23 protein-coding genes are annotated in these 20,373 nt (G+C 69.8%); 11 read left to right on the forward strand and 12 right to left on the reverse strand.

The features are described from left to right. Positions 1 to 34: 34 nt before the first annotated feature. A complete protein-coding gene (locus tag Q0Q47_RS13555; protein WP_293860380.1) occupies positions 35 to 928 on the forward strand; it encodes a CoA ester lyase in 894 nt (297 codons plus the stop codon). A gap of 152 nt (positions 929 to 1,080) precedes the next feature. Here Q0Q47_RS13555 and Q0Q47_RS13560 read toward each other — a convergent pair whose 3' ends face one another. Genes Q0Q47_RS13560 through Q0Q47_RS13570 form a run of 3 tightly spaced genes read right to left on the reverse strand, consistent with a single transcriptional unit; the run spans position 1,081 to position 4,074 of the window. After that, a complete protein-coding gene (locus tag Q0Q47_RS13560; RefSeq protein ID WP_293860383.1) occupies positions 1,081 to 2,382 on the reverse strand; it encodes an HlyC/CorC family transporter in 1,302 nt (433 codons plus the stop codon). Between the two features lie 10 nt (positions 2,383 to 2,392). Continuing rightward, positions 2,393 to 3,505, reverse strand: coding sequence for a 3-dehydroquinate synthase (aroB, locus tag Q0Q47_RS13565; RefSeq protein ID WP_293860386.1), 1,113 nt, complete (start codon positions 3,503 to 3,505; stop codon positions 2,393 to 2,395). Next, positions 3,502 to 4,074 (reverse strand): shikimate kinase, encoded by a 573-nt coding sequence (locus Q0Q47_RS13570; RefSeq protein WP_293860452.1) that lies wholly within the window; start codon positions 4,072 to 4,074, stop codon positions 3,502 to 3,504. Before Q0Q47_RS13570 ends, aroB begins: the two co-directional genes overlap by 4 nt. Positions 4,075 to 4,254: 180 nt before the next feature. Here Q0Q47_RS13570 and Q0Q47_RS13575 point away from each other — a divergent pair, with 180 nt between their 5' ends. Both Q0Q47_RS13575 and Q0Q47_RS13580 read left to right on the forward strand, forming a co-directional pair. Next, positions 4,255 to 4,398, forward strand: a complete 144-nt coding sequence (locus Q0Q47_RS13575; RefSeq protein ID WP_293860389.1) for a histidine kinase — start codon at positions 4,255 to 4,257, stop codon at positions 4,396 to 4,398. Continuing rightward, on the forward strand, positions 4,395 to 5,339 hold the full coding sequence (locus tag Q0Q47_RS13580; protein WP_293860392.1) for a site-specific tyrosine recombinase XerD: 945 nt from the start codon (positions 4,395 to 4,397) through the stop codon (positions 5,337 to 5,339). Before Q0Q47_RS13575 ends, Q0Q47_RS13580 begins: the two co-directional genes overlap by 4 nt. Before the next feature lie 135 nt (positions 5,340 to 5,474). Here the strand turns inward: Q0Q47_RS13580 and metW are convergent, their stop codons facing one another. After that, the gene (gene metW / locus Q0Q47_RS13585) at positions 5,475 to 6,110 is read right to left on the reverse strand and encodes a methionine biosynthesis protein MetW (protein ID WP_293860395.1); all 636 of its coding nucleotides are present in this window, start codon (positions 6,108 to 6,110) and stop codon (positions 5,475 to 5,477) included. Between the two features lie 14 nt (positions 6,111 to 6,124). After that, positions 6,125 to 7,312, reverse strand: a complete 1,188-nt coding sequence (locus Q0Q47_RS13590; protein WP_293860397.1) for a homoserine O-acetyltransferase — start codon at positions 7,310 to 7,312, stop codon at positions 6,125 to 6,127. Positions 7,313 to 7,496: 184 nt separating this feature from the next. On the opposite strand from Q0Q47_RS13590, the gene Q0Q47_RS13595 reads away from it, so the two are divergent. Genes Q0Q47_RS13595 through Q0Q47_RS13605 form a run of 3 tightly spaced genes read left to right on the forward strand, consistent with a single transcriptional unit; the run spans position 7,497 to position 10,442 of the window. Continuing rightward, the gene (locus Q0Q47_RS13595; protein WP_293860399.1) at positions 7,497 to 8,345 is read left to right on the forward strand and encodes a chorismate mutase; all 849 of its coding nucleotides are present in this window, start codon (positions 7,497 to 7,499) and stop codon (positions 8,343 to 8,345) included. A 29-nt stretch (positions 8,346 to 8,374) separates the two neighbouring features. Continuing rightward, positions 8,375 to 9,502 carry a histidinol-phosphate transaminase gene (locus Q0Q47_RS13600; protein WP_293860401.1) on the forward strand — a complete coding sequence of 376 codons (1,128 nt, stop codon included), beginning with the start codon at positions 8,375 to 8,377 and terminating at the stop codon, positions 9,500 to 9,502. Continuing rightward, positions 9,495 to 10,442 (forward strand): prephenate/arogenate dehydrogenase family protein, encoded by a 948-nt coding sequence (locus Q0Q47_RS13605; RefSeq protein WP_293860403.1) that lies wholly within the window; start codon positions 9,495 to 9,497, stop codon positions 10,440 to 10,442. The genes Q0Q47_RS13600 and Q0Q47_RS13605 overlap by 8 nt, the downstream gene beginning before the upstream one ends. A gap of 93 nt (positions 10,443 to 10,535) precedes the next feature. Here the strand turns inward: Q0Q47_RS13605 and Q0Q47_RS13610 are convergent, their stop codons facing one another. Then, entirely contained in the window at positions 10,536 to 11,579 is a 1,044-nt protein-coding gene (locus Q0Q47_RS13610) for a DUF2125 domain-containing protein (RefSeq protein WP_293860405.1), read from the reverse strand. A 153-nt stretch (positions 11,580 to 11,732) separates the two neighbouring features. Between Q0Q47_RS13610 and Q0Q47_RS13615 the strand changes: the two genes are divergently transcribed. Beyond that, complete coding sequence (locus Q0Q47_RS13615; RefSeq protein ID WP_293860407.1) at positions 11,733 to 12,284, forward strand: gamma-glutamylcyclotransferase; 552 nt, start codon at positions 11,733 to 11,735, stop codon at positions 12,282 to 12,284. Between the two features lie 7 nt (positions 12,285 to 12,291). On the opposite strand, the gene Q0Q47_RS13620 is transcribed toward Q0Q47_RS13615, so the two are convergent. Beyond that, positions 12,292 to 12,642 carry a hypothetical protein gene (locus Q0Q47_RS13620; protein ID WP_293860409.1) on the reverse strand — a complete coding sequence of 117 codons (351 nt, stop codon included), beginning with the start codon at positions 12,640 to 12,642 and terminating at the stop codon, positions 12,292 to 12,294. A gap of 153 nt (positions 12,643 to 12,795) precedes the next feature. Between Q0Q47_RS13620 and Q0Q47_RS13625 the strand changes: the two genes are divergently transcribed. Together Q0Q47_RS13625 and Q0Q47_RS13630 are read left to right on the forward strand one after the other, a co-directional pair. After that, positions 12,796 to 13,032 (forward strand): hypothetical protein, encoded by a 237-nt coding sequence (locus Q0Q47_RS13625; RefSeq protein ID WP_293860411.1) that lies wholly within the window; start codon positions 12,796 to 12,798, stop codon positions 13,030 to 13,032. A 19-nt stretch (positions 13,033 to 13,051) separates the two neighbouring features. Continuing rightward, a complete protein-coding gene (locus Q0Q47_RS13630; protein ID WP_293860412.1) occupies positions 13,052 to 13,480 on the forward strand; it encodes a metallopeptidase family protein in 429 nt (142 codons plus the stop codon). A 47-nt stretch (positions 13,481 to 13,527) separates the two neighbouring features. Here Q0Q47_RS13630 and Q0Q47_RS13635 read toward each other — a convergent pair whose 3' ends face one another. After that, complete coding sequence (locus Q0Q47_RS13635) at positions 13,528 to 14,127, reverse strand: hypothetical protein (RefSeq protein WP_293860414.1); 600 nt, start codon at positions 14,125 to 14,127, stop codon at positions 13,528 to 13,530. Between the two features lie 138 nt (positions 14,128 to 14,265). Between Q0Q47_RS13635 and leuD the strand changes: the two genes are divergently transcribed. Beyond that, positions 14,266 to 14,874, forward strand: coding sequence for a 3-isopropylmalate dehydratase small subunit (leuD, locus tag Q0Q47_RS13640; protein ID WP_293860416.1), 609 nt, complete (start codon positions 14,266 to 14,268; stop codon positions 14,872 to 14,874). A gap of 28 nt (positions 14,875 to 14,902) precedes the next feature. Here leuD and Q0Q47_RS13645 read toward each other — a convergent pair whose 3' ends face one another. From Q0Q47_RS13645 to Q0Q47_RS13660, 4 genes are all read right to left on the reverse strand, one after another. Next, a complete protein-coding gene (locus tag Q0Q47_RS13645) occupies positions 14,903 to 15,421 on the reverse strand; it encodes a CAP domain-containing protein (protein ID WP_293860418.1) in 519 nt (172 codons plus the stop codon). Between the two features lies 1 nt (position 15,422). Next, positions 15,423 to 17,948, reverse strand: a complete 2,526-nt coding sequence (locus tag Q0Q47_RS13650; protein WP_293860420.1) for a DUF3772 domain-containing protein — start codon at positions 17,946 to 17,948, stop codon at positions 15,423 to 15,425. 155 nt (positions 17,949 to 18,103) lie between these two features. Then, entirely contained in the window at positions 18,104 to 18,649 is a 546-nt protein-coding gene (gene ppa, locus Q0Q47_RS13655; protein WP_293860422.1) for an inorganic diphosphatase, read from the reverse strand. A gap of 224 nt (positions 18,650 to 18,873) precedes the next feature. After that, positions 18,874 to 19,380 (reverse strand): GNAT family N-acetyltransferase, encoded by a 507-nt coding sequence (locus Q0Q47_RS13660; RefSeq protein WP_293860424.1) that lies wholly within the window; start codon positions 19,378 to 19,380, stop codon positions 18,874 to 18,876. 294 nt (positions 19,381 to 19,674) lie between these two features. Between Q0Q47_RS13660 and Q0Q47_RS13665 the strand changes: the two genes are divergently transcribed. Beyond that, positions 19,675 to 20,352 (forward strand): sulfur transferase domain-containing protein, encoded by a 678-nt coding sequence (locus Q0Q47_RS13665; RefSeq protein ID WP_293860455.1) that lies wholly within the window; start codon positions 19,675 to 19,677, stop codon positions 20,350 to 20,352. Positions 20,353 to 20,373 lie beyond the last annotated feature (21 nt).

Consider the following 20,373-nt stretch of genomic DNA (forward strand, 5'->3'; position numbering starts at 1 on the left):
ATGCTGCGCCGCAATATCGCAGAACGGTGGACCCATGCCTCAGATCGACATCCGGCCGCGTCGCAGCGTGCTCTACATGCCCGGCTCCAATGCACGCGCGCTGGAGAAGGCGAAGACGCTGGCGGCGGATGCGCTGATCCTCGACCTGGAGGATGCCGTCGCACCCGATGCCAAGACCATCGCCCGCCAGCAGGTCACGGCCGCGGTTGCCGCGGGCGGGTTCGGCCGGCGCGAGGTCGTGGTGCGCATCAACGGCTTCGATACGCCCTGGGGCGAGGCCGACCTGCGGGCCGTCGCCGCTGTGGGCCCCGACGCGGTCCTGATCCCCAAGGTCTCCTCGCCCGCCCATGTCGCCCGCGCCGCCAGCCAGCTCGCCGCGGCGGGGGCCCCGGCGACGACGCGCCTGTGGGCGATGATGGAGACGCCGCTCGCCATGCTCACCGCGCTGCCGATCGCCGCCGCCGCGTCCGATCCGGCCAACCGGCTTGCCTGCTTCGTCATGGGCACGAACGATCTCGCCAAGGAGACGCGGGCCCGCCTCGTGCCCGGCCGCGCCCCGTTCCTCCCCTGGCTGCAGACCTGCCTCGCCGCGGCGCGCGCCTACGGGCTCGACATCATCGACGGCGTCTTCAACGGCATCACCGACGAAGGCGGCTTCCGGGCCGAGTGCGAGGAGGGCCGCGACCTCGGCTTCGACGGCAAGACGCTGATCCATCCGAGCCAGATCGACGTCGCCAACGCGGTCTTCGCGCCCTCGCTGGAGGAGGTCGACCGGGCCCGCGCCATTATCGCGGCCTTCGCCCAGCCGGAGAACCGCGACAAGGGCGCCCTCCAGATCGACGGCCGCATGGTGGAGCGCCTCCACGCCGAGATCGGCAAGCGGACGGTGGCCATCGCCGACGCCATCGCGGCCCGCACCGAGGGCTGATGGAGCACGGCGAGGTTCTGCGTCCTTCGACACGCCGCCTGCGGCGGCTGCTCAGGATGAAGATCCGTGTAGCTTATTGAAATTCCACAAATATCCTCATCCTGAGCAGCCGCGTAGCGGGCGTGTCGAAGGACGCACAACCTCGCCGTGCTTCACCCCTCTCCGGCCGGAGTCCTCGGCAGAGGCATGATCTTCAGGGCGGTGATACGGTTGCGGGACTTGCGCAGGACCTGGAAGCGGTAGCCGTGGAAGGTGAAGACCTGCCCGGCGTCGGGAATGGTCTGCGCCTCGTGGATGACGAGCCCGGCGATGGTGGTCGCCTCCTCGTCCGGCAGCCGCCAGTCCATGGCCCGGTTCAGGTCGCGCACCGGCACCGAGCCGTCGACATTCACCGAGCCGTCGGGCAGCGGTCGCACGCCCTGGACGGTGACGTCGTGCTCGTCCTTGATGTCGCCGACGATCTCCTCGAGGATGTCCTCGAGCGTCACCAGCCCCATCACCTCGCCATACTCGTCCACGACGAGGGCGAAATGCGTCTTGCGGGCAAGGAAGGCCTTGAGCTGGTCGGCCAGCGAGGTCGTGTCCGGCACGAACCAGGTGTCGAGCGCGATGGCCTTCACGTCGAGCCGGCTCGGATCGCCCTGCACCGCGTCCAGCGCGCGCAAGAGGTCCTTGGCGTGCAGCACGCCGATGATGTTCTCGGGGCTGCCGGACCACAGCGGCAGGCGCGTGTAGGGCGAGGACAGCACCTCGCGCACGATCTCCTCCGACGACAGGTCCGCCGAGATCGTCCGCATCTTCGTGCGGTGGATCATGACGTCGGAGACCTCGAGATCGTCGAGGTCGAGGAGACCGCCGAACATCTTGCGAGCCTCGGTCTCGACGCTGCCTTCCTTGTGCAGGAGGTCGACCGTGCCGCGCAGCTCGTCGCTGGCCGACAGCACCGCCTGGTTGTCGCCGATGGTGACGCCGAAGACGCGCAGCACGGCGCGCACGAAGGCCTCGATCGCCATGGTGAGCGGGCCGAACAGCGCCACCACCCACGACACGGGCCGCGCGAGCAGCAGCGCCGCCTTGTCGGGCTTGTTGATGGCCACCGTCTTCGGCATCACCTCGGCGAACACGACCACCAGCACCGACATGGCGACCGTGGCGTAGAGCACGCCCTCCGAGCCGAAGATGCTCACCAGCACGCTGGTGGTGAAGGCCGAGGCCCCGATGTTGACGACGTTGTTGCCGATGAGCATCGCGCCGATCAGCCGCTCGCGCGCCAGCAGGAGCCGGTTGACGATGCCCGCGCGGCTGTCGCCGCTGGTTTCCAGCGCCAGCATGCGGGCGCGGGAGGCGGCGGTCAGCGCCGTCTCCGCGCCGGAGAAGAATGCCGACAAGGCAAGGCAGGCGACCACGATGACGAGCGCCAGCCACGGATTGGCGTGAACTTGAATGTCTTCCATGCCCCCCAATTCAGGGCAGGGACAGGTCCGCGTCAAGGAACTCGCGGACGGCGGCCGCCTCGACGCCCCGGGCGATGAAACTCTGCCCGATCCCGCGCGCGAGGATGAAGGTGAGCGCGCCGCGCGACACCTTCTTGTCCTGCGCCATGGCGTCGAGAATGGCCTCGGCCCCCGCGTCCCAGCCCGGGATCTGGCGGATGGCGGTCGGCAGCCCGACGGTGCGCAGGTGACCTTCCACCCGGGAGGCGTCCTGCCCCGGGGCGAGCCCGAGCCGGGTCGAGAACCGGAAGGCGCAGGCCAGCCCCACGGCCACCGCTTCGCCGTGCACCAGGCGGCGGCCGTCGTAGCGCGTGATGCGCTCGAAGGCGTGGGCGAAGGTGTGCCCGAGATTGAGCAGCGCCCGGTCGCCGTCCTCGCGCTCGTCGCGCACCACCACCGCGGCCTTGGCCGCGCAGCTGATCCGGATGGCCTCGGCTCGCTCGGGTCCGCCGGCGAACACGCCGCGATGATGCTGCTCGAGCCAGGCGAAGAAGGCCGGATCGTCGATCAGGCCGTACTTCGCGACCTCGGCGTAGCCGGCGCGGAACTCGCGTGGCGACAGCGTGTCGAGGATGCCCGTGTCGGCGAGCACCAGCGAGGGCTGGTGGAACGCGCCGATGAGGTTCTTGCCGTGCGGCGAATTGATGCCCGTCTTGCCGCCCACCGAGGAATCGACCTGGGCCAGCAGCGTCGTCGGGATCTGGACGAAGCGCATGCCGCGCCGCACGACGGCCGCCGCGAAGCCGGCGAGGTCCCCCACCACGCCGCCACCCAGCGCCACCACGAGGTCGCCGCGCTCCAGCCGGGCGGCGAGCACCGCCTCGCAGACGGCTTCGAGCCGGGCCCAGGACTTGGACTGTTCGCCGGCGGGCACGGTCACCCGCGCGAAGCGGATCCCGGCGGCGGCCAGGCCCCGTTCCAGCGTCTCGGCGTGGAGTGCCGCCACGGTCTCGTCGGTGACGACGGCGCAGGCGGCGCCGGGAAACTGCTCGGCGATGCGGCGCCCCGCATCGGCCACCAGCCCGGATCCGATGAGGATGTCGTAGGCGCGGTCGCCGAGCGGAACATGGACGGTGACGGTCACGATGGGTCTCCGGCGGCCGGCCCGTCGAGGCGCGCCGGCAGGGCATCGACGATCTCCTGCACGACCACGTCGTGCGGCACGTCGCGCGAATGGATGGTGACGTCGGCGAGCCCGTAGATCGGGTAGCGGTCGTCGATGAGCTTGCGCAGCGTGGCTTCGGGATCGGCCGTGCGCAGCAGCGGGCGGTTCGAGCGCTTGCGGACGCGCCGCATCAGGACGTCGAAGTCGGCCTTCAGCCACACCGAAATGCCGCGCTCGGCGATGCGCTGCCGGGTCTCCAGGCTCATGAACGCGCCGCCGCCGGTGGCCAGCACGATCGGACCCTCGGCCAGCAGGCGCGCGATGACCCTGCGCTCCCCGTCGCGGAACTCCGCCTCCCCGCGTGCGGCAAAGATCTCGGGGATGGTCATGCCGGCGGCCCGCTCGATCTCGGTGTCGGCGTCGAAGAAGGGCAGGTCGAGCCTGTTGGCGAGGCGGCGCCCCACCGAACTCTTGCCCGCCCCCATCATGCCGACCAGCACGATGCAGCGCGACCCGAGCCTCTCCCGGATCGAGGCCTCCTGGGCCATCAGTTCCGCCGAATCCACTGCTGCGCCCAAGCCACGTCCCGTCCCGCTCCCGTCGGTCGGCCGGTTCTGTAGCACGCAATGCCGGGCCAGACACCCCGTCAAGAGCAGGGGGCCGGCCCGGGTCTTGCCAACGCGGCAGGCTCGTGGTCTGAAGGGTCGCCGCGAACGGAGTCGCGCCCCGTGCCCGTCATTCTCAAATTCCTGATGTTCATCGGTGTTCTGGCAGGATGCGCCTATGGCGGCCTGTTCGCGCTGGCGACGTTCTACGAGCCGCAGCAGCGCGAGATCACCGTCACCATCCCGGCCTCCAAGCTGCCGCGATGAAGGCCCCCGGCCGCTCGGCCGCGCCCGGGCCGGTCGACGCCTTCCTCGCCATGATGTCGGCCGAGCGGGGCGCGGCGAAGAACACGCTCGACGCCTATGGACGGGACCTGCGCGACTACGCCGACACGCTGTCCGGCCAGGGCAGGACGGTGCTCACGGCCGACGTCGAGGCGATCCGGGACTGGCTCGCCGGCCTCGACGCCCAGGGCCTCAAGGCCTCCTCGGCGGCCCGCCGCCTCTCCGCCGTCCGCCAGCTGCACAAGTTCCTGTACGCCGAGGGCCTGCGCGAGGACGATCCGACCGTCGCGCTCACCGGCCCGAAGCGCGGCCGGCCCCTGCCCAAGACCATGGGGATCGGCGAGGTCGACCGGCTGCTCGCGGTGGCGGCGGAGGGCATCGACGACCCGGCCCGGCCCATGCCCCAGCGCCTGGCCGCAGCCCGGCTCTCGGCGCTGCTGGAAACGCTCTACGCCTCGGGCCTGCGCGTGTCCGAACTCGTCGCCCTGCCCAGTTCCGCCGCGCGCATCCGCCAGAGGCTGATCACGGTGAAGGGCAAGGGCGGCAAGGAGCGGCTCGTGCCGCTGAACGACCGCGCGCGCGACGCCCTCGACCGCTGGCTCGCCCTGCGCAAGGAGGCGGGCCGGGCGCCGAGCCCCTGGCTCTTTCCCGCCGACAGCGCCACCGGCTACCTGCCCCGTCAGGTCTTCGCCCGCGAGCTCAAGGCCTGCGTCGCCGCCGCGGGCCTGCGCTCGGACCTGGTGAGCCCGCACGTCCTGCGCCACGCCTTCGCCAGCCATCTGCTCCACAATGGCGCCGACCTGCGCATCGTGCAGCAGCTGCTGGGCCACGCCGACATCTCGACCACGCAGATCTACACCCACGTGCTCGACGAGCGGCTGAAGGCGATGGTGAGGGACCTGCATCCGCTGGCGGATGGGTGATCGGGATGGTGCGCCCTTCGACACGCCGCCTCGGGCGGCTGCTCAGCATGAGGGCCATTCAGGAAAGCAGGCGTCCACAAAGGTCCTCATCCTGAGCAGCCTGCGGAGCAGGCGTGTCGAAGGACGCACGACCGATCAGCGCTTCGACAGCACGAACACCGCCTGCTCGCCGAACAGGTTCCACACCCACCATGGCAGCGTGAGGCGCATCTGGCCGCCGCCGGCGTTGAGGGCAACGCCCTTGTCGATGCGGGCGCCGATCTCGTCCACCAGGTCCAGGAAGTCGCGGATCGTGCAGAAATGGATGTTGGGCGTCTCGTGCCAGGACACCGGCAGGTTCTCGGTGACCGGCATGCGCCCGCCGAAGGACAGCGTCGCGCGGATGCGCCAATGGCCGAAATTGGGGAACGAGACGATCGCCTTGCGGCCGATGCGCAGCATGTGGTCGAGCACCACTTTCGGTCGCCGCGTGGCCTGCAGCGTCTGCGACAGGATCACGTAGTCGAACGAGGCATCGGGATAGTCGACCAGATCCGTGTCGGCGTCGCCCTGGATGACCGAGAGGCCGCGCGCGACGCAGGCGTTCACGCCCTCCTGCGACAGCTCGATGCCCCGCGCGTCGACGTTGCGGCCTTCCTGCAGCATGCGCAACAGCGTGCCGTCACCACAGCCCACGTCGAGGACGCGGCTGCCCGGCTCCACCATGCCGGCCACGAGCACGAGGTCGATGCGCGTCGCGGCGGCGCCTGTCGGGAACTGAACGTCGGCCATGGTCGAAGATCCGGTCACTCGGCGGGCGGGGCGGCGAGCCCGCGCGCCCGGGCGGCGGCATCGATGAAGCCGCGCGTGGTGTCGATGAGCTCGGGGACGTCGAGCAGGAAGGCGTCATGGCCCTTGTCGGTCTCGATCTCGACGAAGGACACCAGGGCGCCGGCGGCATTGAGCGCATGCACCACCGCCCGCATCTCGGCGGTGGTGAACAGCCAGTCCGAGGTGAACGACACGCCGCAGAAGCGCGTCCGGGTGCCCTTGAAAGCCCGCGCCAGCACGCCGCCGTAGTCCGCCGCCAGGTCGAAATAGTCCATGGCGCGCGTCAGGTAGAGATAGGAATTGGCGTCGAAGCGCTCGACGAAGCTGCGGCCCTGGTAGCGCAGGTAGCTCTCGATCTCGAAGTCGGCGTCGAAGGAGAAGGTCGGCGCGTCGCGATCCTGCAGCTTGCGCCCGAACTTGCGGTGCAGGGCGGGCTCGGAGAGATAGGTGATGTGTGCCGCCATGCGCGCCACGGCGAGCCCTTTCTCGGGCCGCGAGCCGTTGGCGAGGTAGCTGCCGGCCTTCCATTCCGGATCGGCCATCACCGCCTGGCGGCCGACCTCGTGGAACGCGATGTTCTGCGCCGAATGCTTGGCCGCCGTGGCGATCGGCAGGGCGCTGAAGACCTTGTCGGGATAGCTCGCCGCCCACTGCAGCACCTGCATGCCGCCCATGGAGCCGCCGGCCACGCAGAACAGCGTGTCGATGCCCAGGTGCTCGACGAGCATGGCCTGCGCCCGCACCATGTCGCGGATGGTGACGACGGGGAAGCGGATCGCGTAGGGCTCGCCCGTCGCCGGATCGAGGGAGGCGGGCCCCGTCGTGCCCATGCACGCGCCGATGACGTTCGAGCAGATGACGAAGAACCGCTCCGTGTCGATGGGCCGGCCGGGGCCGATCATCGTCTCCCACCAGCCGTTCTTGCCGGTGACCGGGTGCACGTTGGCGACGTGCTGGTCGCCGGTCAGCGCATGGCAGACCAGCACCGCGTTGGACTTGGCGGCGTTCAGGGTGCCGTAGGTCTGGTAGGCGATCTGGAAGGGGCTCAGGGACACCCCGCAATCGAGCGCCAGCGGCTTGTCCGGGCCGAACACGGCCACGGGGCTCGACGGGTGGTCCACCTCGTTGGCGGGGGTGTGAGGCGTGGCGTGGGTCCGGATCATCCGTTCCGCTCTCAGGCCGGTTCGTTCGGAATATGGAACGCTCTGGGTAGCGACCCAGCGCAATCGCTGCAAGTCAAATCGCCAAATCGGTATCGAACCGGTTTCCATGGAGCACCATGCGGGGCCTTTGCTTCGCAGACGTCCCGCTCTATGACTGCTCGCCCCCTTCTGCCGGACCCGAGCCATGGCCGACGCGCCGACCCCGCCCGTACCGTCCCTCGCCGACCTGCGGGTCGAGATCGACCGCATCGACGAAGCGATGCACCGCCTCCTCATGGAACGCGGGCAGATCATCGACACGCTGATCCAGGTGAAGAAGACCCAGGCCTCCGGCTCGGCCTTCCGGCCCGGCCGCGAAGCCTCGATGATGAAGGTGATGGCGGGCCGTCACCGCGGCATCCTGCCCTTCGACACCGTCGAGAGCATCTGGCGGGTCATCATCTCGACCTTCACCTACGTCCAGGCTCCCTACTCGGTGCACGGCGACATCTCGGGCGGCGACGCCCCGATGCGCGACAGCGCCCGTTTCCATTTCGGCTTCACCGTGCCCTACGTCCCGCACGGCTCGGCGGCGGCCGTCATCGACGCGGTGGCGCGCTCGGCCGGCGACCTGGGCGTCTTCCGCGCCGAGCCGGGCCGGGGCGCCGGCGCCTGGTGGACCGCGCTCGCGGGCGCGGGCAAGCCCAAGATCATCGCCCGACTGCCCTTCGTGGAGCGCCCGGACCACCCGGCCGGCCTGCCCGTCTACGTGGTGTCGAAGCCGATCGAGGACGCCGCCGTGCGCGAGGTCGTCCTGTTCTCGCTGGGCGTGGAGCGCTGGCGCGAGGGGCTGCAGGGAGCGCTCTCCCGGCTCGGTGCGTCCGTCGAGAGCTCGGCCGGAGACGAGGGCGGGCTGAGCCTTCTCGTGTCCGCACCGGGCAGCGTCACGCTCGACGACATGTTCGCGGCGATGTCGGGGCTGGGCGTCGGCGTCTTCGACGTGCAGGAAATCGGAAGCCACGCCAACCGGTTCCGCCTCGAAACGCCCGCGTGATCCGTCAGAACAGCGTCAAGGATTGAGTGATGAGTGCCCCGCAGACCGCCCCCATCCGCCCGACCCCGCGTCCCGGCGTGATGGCGATCGACCCGTACATCCCCGGAAAGAGCGGCGCGCCCGGCAGCACCAAGGTCCACAAGCTCTCCTCCAACGAGACCCCGCTCGGCGCCTCTCCCCGGGCCCGTGACGCCTATGCGGCCACGGCGGCCAAGCTCGAGCTCTATCCGGAGGGGTCGGCCGCGGCGCTGCGCGAGGCGATCGCGGGACGCTACGGGCTGGATCCGGCGCGCATCGTCTGCGGTTCCGGGTCGGACGAGATCCTGTCCCTGCTGACCTCCGCCTATGTCGGGCCGGGCGACGAGGGCGTGTACAGCGAGTACGGATTCCTGGTCTACAAGATCGGGATCCTGGCGGCGGGCGGCACCCCCGTGCCGGTGAAGGAGAAGAACTTCACGGCCGACGTCGATGCGTTGCTCGCAGCGGTCACGCCGCGCACCAGGATCGTCTTCCTCGCCAATCCGAACAATCCGACCGGCACCTACCTGCCCTTCGACGAGGTGAAGCGCTTGCAGGCGGGCCTGCCGAAGCACGTTCTGCTCGTGCTCGACGCCGCCTATGCGGAATATGTCCGGCGCAACGACTACTCGTCCGGACTGGAGCTCGTCTCCACCTGCGACAACGTCGTCATGACGCGCACCTTCTCCAAGATCTACGGGCTGGCGCTGGCCCGGCTCGGCTGGTGCTACGCGCCGGCCCACGTGGCCGACGCGATCAACCGGATCCGCGGCCCCTTCAACGTCAACGGGGCGGCGCTCGACGCGGGCGTGGCCGCGCTCGCCGACGAAGCCCACGTGGCGGCGTCCGTGGAGCACAACGAACGCTGGCTGCCCTGGCTGACCCGGGAGATCGGTGCCACGGGGCTCGAGGTGACGCCGAGCGTCGGCAATTTCCTGCTGATCCACTTCCCCCGCACGCCCGGCCGGACGGCACGGGACGCGGATGCCTTCCTGACCGCCCGCGGCCTGGTGCTGCGGGGCGTCGCACCCTACGGCCTCCCCGACGCATTGCGTCTCACCGTCGGCAGCGAGGAGGCCAATCGCCTCGTCGTCGCCGCCCTGCGCGACTTCATGGCGAAAGGACAGCCCGGTGCCTGATCGTCTCGGGCCCGCTCTGACGGCCCCCATCGTCGACCGCCTGGTCATCGTCGGCCTCGGCCTGATCGGCTCCTCCTTCGCCCGCGCCGCACGGCGCATGAACGTGGCCCGCACGGTCGTGGCGGCCGACGCCTCGCCGTCGGTGCGTGCGCGCGTCGCGGAACTCGGCTTCGCCGACGTGGTCGCGCCGGACCTGGCCTCGGCCGCCGAGGGCGCCGACATGGTCGTGCTCTGCGTCCCGGTGGGGGCGTGCGGGATCGTCGCCGAGCAGATGGCCGGCTCGCTTCGCCCGGGCGCCATCATCTCCGACGTGGGCTCCGTGAAGGGCTCCGTCGTCGCCCAGGTGCAGCCGCATCTGCCCGAAGGCGTGCACTTCGTGCCGGCCCACCCCGTGGCCGGGACCGAGCATTCGGGCCCGGATGCCGGCTTCGCCACCCTCTTCGCCGGCCGCTGGGCGATCCTGACGCCCCCCGAGGGAACCGACCCGGCCGCCACCGAGCGCGTGCGGGCCGTGTGGGAGGCCTTCGGCTCCAATGTCGAGGTGATGACGCCCGCCCACCACGACCTCGTCCTGGCCATCACCAGCCACGTGCCGCACCTGATCGCCTACAACATCGTGGGCACGGCCGCCGACCTGGAGGAAGTGACTCAGTCGGAGGTGATCAAGTTCTCGGCCGGCGGCTTCCGCGACTTCACCCGCATCGCGGCATCGGACCCGACGATGTGGCGCGACGTGTTCCTCAACAACAAGGACGCGGTGCTGGAGATGCTGGGCCGCTTCAGCGAGGACCTGACGGCCCTCCAGCGCGCCATCCGCTGGGGCGACGGGGAGACCCTGTTCAACCTGTTCACCCGCACGCGCGCCATCCGCCGGGGCATCATCGAGCTGGGCCAGGAAACCGCCGAGCCCGACTTCGGCCGCCGCAAGCCGGAGGCGTGAGACGATCCTGGGATCCGGTCGCTGGGGACCGGATTTGGCGAGGGTCCAGCCCGGCCACCCTCGAGAAATGACCCCCCGGGGCCTACAGGCGTCTCAGTACAGCGGCACCAGGTTCGCCACGGGGATCGGCCCCAGCATCACCTTCCCGTTGTCGAGCCGCAGGGGCAGCATCACGCCCTTGCCGGCCGGGTCCTGCTGCGGCGCCGCCGCTTGCGCCTGGCTCTTGCGACCGCCACCGAGAACGCTGGCGATCAGGCCGCCGATGGCGGCGTTGCGGGGTGACAGCCCGAAGGACTGGAGCACCTCGTCGAGCCCGGCCACGGTCAGGTCCAGCCGGCCCTGCAGCCGATGCAGCTCGTCGATGTTGAGAGTGCCCGCCGCGTCGACGCGCTTGGTGCCGCGCGTCACGCTGAACTGGGACAGCTGCAGGCGGCCACCCTCGGTGCGCCAGCGCTCGAGCTCCACTGGAAGCCCCCGGCCGGCCAGGGGCTCGGCGCGGGTGATCGTGGCGAGCACCGTGGCGTCGGTGGTGTCGCTGCCGCCCAACCATTGATCGAGCATCGGCACGCTCGCCCGCTGGACGAGCGAGGCCACGTCGAAGGCCCCGTCGGCCGTCGGCCGGTCCGGGGTGCGCCGGATGTGGAAGTCGGCCATGGTCGCGCCGACCGAAATCGGCGGGAGCCTGGAGGACGCGATCTTCAGGCGGGGCTCGCTGATCTCCAAGGAGAACCGGTCGAGGCCGGCCCCGGGCTTGCCCATGATGCTGGCGCGGGCCAGCGTGAAGTCGAGGTCGAGGGTTTCGCCCGATTGCGCGCGAACCGCGAGTGGCCCCTGCGCCTCCACGATCACGTGGTTCGGATTGTAGATCTGGGCCACCGCCATGACGCGGCCGAGGCTGCCGCTGACGGAGCGGCCGTCGGCCACCCCGGTGAAGGAGGGCGTCCCGCAGGACACTTCGAGCCGGAACGGAAAACCGGCGATGGCGCGGTCCGGACAGGTCCAGGTGCGGCCGAGCGCCGCCTCGCGGTCGAGCCAGGCATCCAGTTCGCGCCCGGTGCGCCAGGAGGCGAAGGCCCAGAACCCGGCGACGCCCAGGAACAGGAGACCCAACGCCAGGGACGGCAGAAAAATGCGCATGCGGCGGAAACGCGATGGCGGCGACGGCGGCGATGACGGGGGAGTGGGTCGCCTCAGGGTCACCATGCCGCGGTCCTCTCGTTGCGCCCATCCGTCCTACCTGCTAGCCGACCATCCGCCAAGCGGCGCGGGCATGGGGGCGGACGGTCATCAATGACGGCAGATCGCGGCGAGATCTGGGTGTTTGGATACGGGTCCCTCATGTGGAACCCGGGCTTTCCGCACGTCGAACGGATGACCGCGACGCTGCACGGCTTTCATCGCTCGTTGTGCGTCTATTCGCATGTCCATCGGGGAACGCCGGACCGGCCCGGGCTCGTGCTCGGCCTCGATCGCGGCGGAGCGTGCCGCGGCGTGGCGTTCCGCGTTCCGGCCGCGGAGGCGGAGGGAGCCCTCTCCTATCTCAGGGCACGCGAGCAGGTGACGAGCGTCTACCTGGAGACGCAGGTGGGCCTGCGCCTGGTGGACGGCCGCCGCGTGACGGCCGTCACCTACACGGTGGACCGGGCCCATCAGCAGTATGCCAGGCGCCTGCCGCAGCCCGAACTCTTGCGGCTGGTGCGGCAGGGCTTCGGCGTCTCAGGTCGCAACCCGGACTACATCCGGGCAACCCATGCGCACCTGGTCGAGCTCGGGATCAAGGACCCGACGCTCGACTGGCTGATGCTTCACATGCCTGACCAGGCCGGCGATCAGGCGGTCTGACCGGGCTTTACCAGCAGCGACGGACGGGGCGCGACACGGGACGGCCGTAGTAGGGGTCCCAGCGACGGACATAGACCGTGCGGCAGCGATAGGCCGGGCGATAGTAGTGGGGGCGCGGCCGGTAGTAGCGCGGCCGGGCATAGTAGGGCCGATAGTAGTGCCGGCGATGGCCGTAGGCGTGGCCATAGGGAGGCCCCCACTGCACGGTGCTCAGCAGATCGGAGGGTGCGGCGGCAGGCGCCGTCGCGGCCGACACCGGCGGCAGCGGCGCGGCCTCGGCCGACGCAGTGAAGCCGGCGAGCGCCAAACCGGCGACGCAGGCTGCGCGGATCAACGAAACACGAAGCGATCGGGTCATGCTACATGTCCTTTCAGTCGCCGGCCGAAACCGGCATCGGATCGATAACAGCGCAACGCCCATGAACGTCGCTTCAATTGCCCGTTCAGCAAACGTTCATTTGCAAGCGATGGTTGCCAATCTTTGCGACGACACCGAGGTGGAGCACGGTCCATGAACCCGCGTGACGAGGAAAGGGTCCGCGAGGCCCACGACGCCCTGCGCAGGGTGGCGGCGGAGTCGGAGAGCGTCGGAACGTCGGCGCTGGCGCGGGCGGTTCGCCACATGGCGGGAGCGGACGCGCCGCAGGAGGATCGCGTCGAGGTGTGGGGCCGCAGGATCGGCCGTGGCCTCGGCCTGCTGTTCGCCCTCTATCTCGCCGCAACCCTGTTCCAGCATTTCGCCGGCTGAGTCATCCGGAGTTCCACGCGTGCCGACACCCCCACCCATCGATTGGGCCAATGCCGAGGCGCCCACCCTGGCCGACCTCGAGGCCCTCGCGGACGCGGCCTTCGCCCGCCTGCCGCGCGAGTTCCGCGCGCTGTGCGAGGGCGTGGTCGTCAAGGTCGAGGATTTCCCCGACGAGGGGACCCTCGAGGAGATGGAATGCGAGAGCGAGTTCGACCTGCTCGGGCTGTTCCGGGGGGTCGGGCTGGCCCAGGGCGGCGAACAGTTCCAGACCGGCCAGTTTCCCAACATGGTGTGGCTCTACCGCCGCCCGCTGCTGGACTATTGGGCCGAGCACGAGGAAACGCTCGGCCACCTCGTGACCCACGTGCTGGTGCACGAGATCGGCCATCACTTCGGCCTGAGCGACGACGACATGGCCGCCATCGAGGCCGCGGCCGGCGAGGGCTAGGACAAGACGCGAGCGCAGGCCGTGTTTTCGGGCAGACGCGGCGCGGTCTAGACCACCCGTCCGGCCTGCGCGGCCAGGGCGCGGACGGCGTCCTCGGCGGCCCGGACCGCGGGAACGCCGCGCCAGGAGACCTGCACGCTGCGCGGATCGCCGTCTCCGTCGACTTCCACCCCGAAGCCCAGCCGCAGGGTGCCGCGCTGATCGTCGTGGTCGCGCCGAACCACGAAGGTGAGCGCCGCGACCGGGCGGATCTCGACGGATCGCCACGGGCCGCCATGCACCGTGATCAGGCGACGGTCGGTCACGACATGCGCCGTCATGAGCGCTCGCGTCGCCTCGAAGAACGGCAGCCCGAGCAGGACGACGCCGACGGCGACGAACGGCAGCCCGAAAATGAGGAACAGGATGCCCATGCCCGTGCCCATCGACGACGGGGCGCCGGGCGCCAGGATCGAGGCCACGGCCGCCCCTTCGAAGCTGAAGGTGAGGCTCGACCAGGCGATCCCGAAGACGAACAGGGGAAGCGTGGGAAGGGCGGAGGAAAACCAGCCGGGGACACCGGCCCAGCGGACCGCTTCACCGGGCTGCAACTCGCCGGCCACGCGTTGCGCGAGGGTCGGCGGGAGGGTGTTCAGCGCATCGCTCACTACTTTGGATTGTAACTGCGAATGGCGAAGATCCCGTTACCGAACGGTCAAGCGGGCCGGACCCCCTACCCTTGCGCGCCTCACCCTGCTAAACGGCTCCCGACACGTTTTCCCTGCGCCAAGGCCGGACACACGATCATGCAGCCCTTCACCACGCTCACCGGTGTCGCCGCTCCCCTGGAGATCACCAACGTCGACACCGACATGATCATCCCCAAGCAGTTCCTGAAGACGATCAAGCGCACGGGGCTGGGCAGCGGGCTGTTCGCGGAGATGCGCTACGCCGAGGACGGCGTGACCGAGAACCCGGACTTCGTGCTGAACAAGCCGGCCTACCGCAAGTCGCAGATCCTGGTCGCCGGGGACAACTTCGGCTGCGGGTCGTCGCGCGAGCATGCGCCGTGGGCCCTGCTCGACTTCGGCATCCGCTGCGTCATTTCAACGTCCTTCGCGGACATTTTCTACAACAACTGCTTCAAGAACGGCATCCTGCCGGTGGTCGTGTCGCCGGAAGACCTCGACAAGCTGATGGACGACGCCCGCCGCGGCGCCAACGCGACGCTGACGATCGATCTCGAGACCCAGGAGATCCGCGGTCCCGACGGCGGCGTCGTGAAGTTCGACATGGACCCGTTCCGCAAGCACTGCCTGATGAACGGCCTCGACGACATCGGCCTGACGATGGAAAAGGCCGGCTCGATCGACACCTTCGAGGCGAAGGCCGCCGAGAGCCGCCCCTGGCTCTGAGCCGGCGGCAGGCGCAGGACCCGCAATCCTAGCGGTCGGGTCCTGCGACGATGATGTCCCAGTAGACGCGGTACTTCGTGCCGGGCCGGTCCACGGCCGCGATGCCCAGGCGCGTGCCCCGCGGCTCCAGCAAAACGCGATTGTGCGGCGGCGAATCCCGCCAGCCGGAAAACGCCTCGGCCACCGTCCGGTAGCCCGCCGACGCCCGTTCGGCCCTGACCTGCGCGCCGCCGCGCCCCGCCGCCGCCGTGAGCGTCGGCATCTGGCCCCAGGTGGAGGTGTCGGCGGCCGCCATGGTGGAGGCCCGGCGCCGGGCCTCCTCCGACAGCCCCTCGTCGAGCGCGAGCGGCGTCAGGCCGTTGCGCACCCGGTAGCTGTTGATGAGGGAGAGCGCGCCCTGCGCATCCAGCGAAGCTCCTTCGTCCAGCCGACGGTAGAAGCCCGGCGTGGCCTCCTCGACCGGCGGGGTCGAGCACGAGGCGAGCGAGACGGCAACAGCAAGGGCGAGACCGCCGCGCACGGCCCCCGCAAAGACGCGTCGAGACATGTCAGGCATCCTTTCGCCGGGGCGGCTGGAAGTCGGGATCCCGCTCCTCGGCCTCGGCCTTGACCCGCGCGTCGAGGGCGCCACGGATTTCGGCCATCTGGCTGCGCAGGTCGACGAGACCGTCGATCTCCAGCTTCTGCGGCCCGGCCGGCTTGATGACGCCGGCCTCGCGCAGCCGGCGGACGATGGCGAAGGTCAGGTCGCTCTGCACGCGCGACGACATGTCGACCTCCCCCACGAAGCACACGAGGTCGAAGGTCAGGCTCGTCTCGCTCATGCGCTTGAAGAGCACGCGCGGCGCGGGATCCTCCAGCACGTCGGCGTTCTCGACGGCGCAGGTGCGCATGATGGTGGCCACCGTGTCGGCGTCGGCGTCCCGGCCCACCGGGACCGTGACGATCACCCGCCCGACACGGTCGGTGTGGACCCAGTTCTTCACGACGCCGGAGACGAGGTTGGAGTTCGGCACGATCAGCGTGGCGCGGTCGAAGGTCTCGATCTGGGTCGCGCGGACGTTGATCTTCTTTACGTAGCCCTGCTCGTCACCCACGACGATCCAGTCGCCCACCTTGACCGGCCGCTCGGCGAGAAGGATCAGGCCGGAAACGAAATTGCCGACGATCGACTGGAGGCCGATACCGATACCCAGGGAGAGGGCGCCGGCGACGATGGTCAGCTTGTCGAAGCTCAGGCCCAGATAGGACACCGACAGCGCCGCCGCCGCGACCACGCCGAGATAGCCGAAGCCGGTGGTCACCGAGTTCCGCAGGCCCGCGTCGAGGTGGGTGTGCGGCAGGTATTCCCGCTGCAGCCAGCGCTGGACGGCGCGGGTCGCGAACATGCCCACCGCGAAGAACAGGATCGCCAGCGCCACGTTCGACAACGACACCGTGACGCCGCCGATGGTGATGCCGAAGAAGGCCGCCCGCATCGACGACAGGACGTCGGTGGATTCGACGCCCCACGGCGCCGCCAGCAGCAGGAAGGCAACGACGATGAGCGCCACGCGCGCCACGCCGGCGGCCAGGATCGCGATCTGGTCCAGCGAACCGCGGCGGAAGCCGACGCTGGCCTGCAGCGTCTTGGTCAGGCGCGTCTCCGGCCCGAGCGCCGCCTTGATGCCCTCCGACGCCAGGATCATGCACAAGGTGATGATCGGCAGCACGATGGCCGCCCAGACGAACTGCTCGGCGAGGAACGAGGCGAAGGCCACGTAGCCGAGCGCGGCGGCGCTGACGACCAGCGTCACCAGGATCCAGCCGATTCCCCGGAAGATGCCGGTGAGATCGAGCCGCTCGGAGACATGCGGCCCGAAGGCGGCCTCGTCCTCCGGCTCAACCACCCGCATCAGCGGCAGGGCGCGGGCCAGGATCAGCGTCACCAGGAGCGCGAACACGCCCTGCGTGGCCACCGTCAGCCTGAGGCTTGCGGCGATCGCCTTGAGCGTCGTCTCGGTGAACTGCCCGACCACGAGCACGGAGGCGATAGCCGTCGACATCAGGACGAGCTTCTGCGCGGTCCCTTCCGACACCTGGACGAGGCGCCAGTTCATGCGATCGGGAGCGAGCAGGCCATCGGCGAGGCCCCGCACGAAGGCGATGAAGACCACGCCGCCGACGAGGCTGCGGAACACGGGCGACACGCGGGGCGGAAACAGGGACAGCGTGTCGACGATCGCCAGCAGGATCAGCGCGGCGATCATGGGGCCGAGCGCGCTGGCGATGATGACGGCAGCGGCCGCCACCGCCTTCTGCAGCCGGTTCGGCTGGCCGGCGAGACGATCCCGCTTGACGAAGGCGAGGCCGAAGCGGCGCACGGGCACCAGCAGGAAGACGGCCACCGCGAGCACGCCGAGCACGCCTACGGCGCCCTTCAGGGTGAGCTTCTCGACGGCGCGGTCCGTGGCTTCCTCGGCCATGAACGCGAGGGCGCGACCGTCATGCGGCAGGCCCGACGACAGCTCGATCCACAGCTGAGGGGACAGGAGGCTCGTCGAGGATTCGAACAGGCGCTGGGTGAACAGGGCTCGCCGCCTGTCGGCGATCTCCTTCTCGATCTGCTCGGCCTGGACGAGCAGGGACCGGGCGATGCGGACGGTCTCGTCGACGTCGGCCAGCGCCGTCTGGCGATCCTCGCGCTCCTTGGTGACGTCGGCGCCCTCCGGCGGGTCCTTGTCGCCCGGCTTGGGCCCGAGTTCCTTCAGGCGCGAGCGGATCGCATCGGCACGGGGGGTGAGCTCGACGGCGACCTTGCTCGCCTCCTGGGCGAGCGGGTCGATGGACTGGCGCAACGACTGCAGGGCGGAATCCGACGTCCCGCGCCGGTTCAACCCGGCCTCGAGCTGGTCGAGCTCGATCCTGACCGCGTCGAGCCGCTGCCTGTAGACCTGGGTCGGCGAGGGCGTGCCCGCCACGGGCTGCTGGGCCTGCGCGCCGCCGGGGGCGAGGACCGTCAGGACCGCGCCTAAAAGGCCCGCCACCACCACGAGCATGGCGGCAAACGGCCGCACGGCTCTCATTCGCCGCATCGAAACTTCCCCCGGTCGGGCCCCGGCGCCCCGACCAGGGGATCACCGATTCGTCGTCGCGACCGAGAAAACCCCGAGGTTGAGGCGGGGGCAAGGCGCGTCGCGCACAACCCCCTCTGCCACCGCCGACCAACGGCCTGCGGGGCGGGGAAGCCTCAGCCCTTGTCGGCCTTGCTCGCCTTGTAGCGCGCGATGCCCTCGAGGATGAGTTTGCAAGCCTCCTCCGCATCGCCCCAGCGCAGCACCTTGACCCACTTGTTGGGCTCGAGGTCCTTGTAGTGCTCGAAGAAGTGCTTGATCTGGTCGAGCGTGATGGGCGGCAGATCCGTGTAGTTCGTCACGTTCTCGTAGCGCCGCGTCAGCTTCGGCACGGGAACGGCGACGATCTTCTCGTCATGGCCCGCCTCGTCCTGCATCAGCAGCACGCCGACCGGACGCACCGCCATGACGGCTCCCGGCACGATCGCGCGCGTGTTGGCGACGATCACGTCGCACGGGTCGCCGTCGTCGGACAGCGTGTGCGGAATGAAGCCGTAGTTCCCGGGATAGCGCATCGAGGTGTAGAGGAAGCGGTCGACGACCAGGGCGCCCGACGCCTTGTCCATCTCGTACTTGATGGGCTCTCCCCCGATCGGCACCTCGATGATGACGTTCACCTCGTGAGGCGGGTTCTTGCCGACCGGAACGGCGTCGATACGCATGGCGAGTTCTCCTGGGGGCCGAAACGCGGAATTCCCGGCCGCGCGACGTTTTAGGGTCGCGACCCTGAGTGGACAAGAACGACTTTCCGGTAGCCTGAAGCAAAACCTTCCGTCCGGAAGGCCGTCATCACCTGGATCCCGGCCCGGAGCACACGGACAAGAAGGGAAATACGGCAGACCGCGCGAGGCATTCTGTCGACCGGCCGCGGATGACGCGCGGTGACCTAGACCCAGCCGAAGGCGTGCCGCACGCGCACCACGTCACCGAAGGTTTCTTCCATCTCGCGCACCTTGATGCCGCCGAGATGATTGTAGAAGCCGCAGGCGCGGTCGTTGTCGGCAAGGGCCCAGACCAGGAGACCCGAAACGCGGTTTCCCGCCAGGTCGCGGCGCGCGGCCTCGAACAGGCGCTTGCCGAAGCCCAGTCCCTGATACTCCGGCAGCAGGTAGAGTTCGAAGATCTCGCCGCGGTACGGCGACGCCGCGAGGCGATTGCGGCCGTAGCTCGCATAGCCGCGGATCTCGTCGTCGAACTCGAGCACGGCGATGCGCGCGCCCCGGTCGAGGATGGTTTTCCACCACACGGGCCCCCGCCGCTGGATCATCTTCTCGAGCTCGCGCCCCGGAATGATGCCGCGATAGGCCTCCCGCCAGGCGACGTCGTGCACGGCCGCGACGGCGGAAGCGTCGCGGGGCCGGGCAAGGCGTATGGTGAGGGTTGCCTGGGTCACGCGTTCAGATTGGACCCAACGCGCGGCGCCGTAAAGCCCCCCGGCCGTGTTCCGATTGCAGGCGGCGTCCCCGGCTGCTATGGCCCGCGCTTCGGGCATTGCGGTGCCTCGAGGGCCTGCTGCGAAAAGGTGGAACCCGGCTTTTCGCAGGGAGCATGCGATCACCGGGACAACGAGAGAGCGCTGCGTGTCCTTCGAACCGCAGCAGGCTCGAAAAGGATGCCGTCGCGCGTGGTGTTGAAGGTCCTGGCCAGCTTTTTCACGGTGAAGCCGGAGGTGCGCTATGCGCGCCGGATGGCCCGCGTCGCCCGCTGGGACCGCCCCGTCGGCGGCACGCTCGACCGCATCTCGGCCTGGGCCAACATGCTCCTGGCCGATCACGGCATCCTGCGGATGGTCTACCTGAACCGCCACCGCGTGACGCCGAACTTCTGGCGGGCCGCGCAGCCGGCTCCCCCGGACATCGCGCAGGCCGCGGCCGACGGGGTGCGCACCGTGATCAATCTCCGCGGGGGCCGCGAATACGGGTCATGGCCCCTCGAGCGCGAGGCCTGCGAGCGGCACGGCATCGCGCTGGTCGATTTCGTGGTGCGCTCGCGCGGCGCCCCGGACCGCGAGACGATCCTGAACTCTCGCGACTTCTTCGCCGGCATCGCCTATCCCGCGCTGGCCCACTGCAAGTCGGGCGCGGACCGGGCGGGATTCGTGGCGGCGCTCTACCTGCTCGTCCACGAGGGCAAGCCGCTCAACGAGGCGATGGCCCAGCTGAGCCCGCGCTATGGCCACTTCCGCTTCGCAAAGACCGGGATCCTCGACGCCTTCTTCGAGCGGTACCGGCAGGAGGGCGAGGCCAAGGGCATCGGCTTCCTCGACTGGGTCGCGACCGTGTACGACCCGGAGGCTCTGGAGCGCGACTTCAAGCCCCACGCCTTCTCCACCTTCGTGGTCGACACTCTTCTGAGACGGGAATGACCCGGTGACGCGCGGCGTGCC

The sequence above is a fragment of the uncultured Alsobacter sp. genome (assembly GCF_945952055.1).
Taxonomy (GTDB): domain Bacteria; phylum Pseudomonadota; class Alphaproteobacteria; order Rhizobiales; family Beijerinckiaceae; genus Alsobacter.

Bases quoted from the DNA above. Each gene is read 5' to 3' on its own strand.
- Q0Q47_RS13595 (WP_293860399.1), top strand. From the start codon at position 7,497: ATGGCCGACGCGCCGACCCCGCCCGTACCGTCCCTCGCCGACCTGCGG.
- Q0Q47_RS13590 (WP_293860397.1), bottom strand. From the start codon at position 7,312: ATGATCCGGACCCACGCCACGCCTCACACCCCCGCCAACGAGGTGGAC.
- ppa (WP_293860422.1), bottom strand. From the start codon at position 18,649: ATGCGTATCGACGCCGTTCCGGTCGGCAAGAACCCGCCTCACGAGGTG.
- Q0Q47_RS13650 (WP_293860420.1), bottom strand. From the start codon at position 17,948: ATGCGGCGAATGAGAGCCGTGCGGCCGTTTGCCGCCATGCTCGTGGTG.
- Q0Q47_RS13615 (WP_293860407.1), top strand. From the start codon at position 11,733: ATGACGGCAGATCGCGGCGAGATCTGGGTGTTTGGATACGGGTCCCTC.
- Q0Q47_RS13570 (WP_293860452.1), bottom strand. From the start codon at position 4,074: ATGGCCCAGGAGGCCTCGATCCGGGAGAGGCTCGGGTCGCGCTGCATC.
- Q0Q47_RS13645 (WP_293860418.1), bottom strand. From the start codon at position 15,421: ATGTCTCGACGCGTCTTTGCGGGGGCCGTGCGCGGCGGTCTCGCCCTT.
- metW (WP_293860395.1), bottom strand. From the start codon at position 6,110: ATGGCCGACGTTCAGTTCCCGACAGGCGCCGCCGCGACGCGCATCGAC.
- Q0Q47_RS13580 (WP_293860392.1), top strand. From the start codon at position 4,395: ATGAAGGCCCCCGGCCGCTCGGCCGCGCCCGGGCCGGTCGACGCCTTC.
- Q0Q47_RS13665 (WP_293860455.1), top strand. From the start codon at position 19,675: ATGGCCCGCGTCGCCCGCTGGGACCGCCCCGTCGGCGGCACGCTCGAC.
- Q0Q47_RS13610 (WP_293860405.1), bottom strand. From the start codon at position 11,579: ATGCGCATTTTTCTGCCGTCCCTGGCGTTGGGTCTCCTGTTCCTGGGC.
- Q0Q47_RS13620 (WP_293860409.1), bottom strand. From the start codon at position 12,642: ATGACCCGATCGCTTCGTGTTTCGTTGATCCGCGCAGCCTGCGTCGCC.
- Q0Q47_RS13600 (WP_293860401.1), top strand. From the start codon at position 8,375: ATGAGTGCCCCGCAGACCGCCCCCATCCGCCCGACCCCGCGTCCCGGC.
- Q0Q47_RS13555 (WP_293860380.1), top strand. From the start codon at position 35: ATGCCTCAGATCGACATCCGGCCGCGTCGCAGCGTGCTCTACATGCCC.
- Q0Q47_RS13560 (WP_293860383.1), bottom strand. From the start codon at position 2,382: ATGGAAGACATTCAAGTTCACGCCAATCCGTGGCTGGCGCTCGTCATC.
- Q0Q47_RS13625 (WP_293860411.1), top strand. From the start codon at position 12,796: ATGAACCCGCGTGACGAGGAAAGGGTCCGCGAGGCCCACGACGCCCTG.
- leuD (WP_293860416.1), top strand. From the start codon at position 14,266: ATGCAGCCCTTCACCACGCTCACCGGTGTCGCCGCTCCCCTGGAGATC.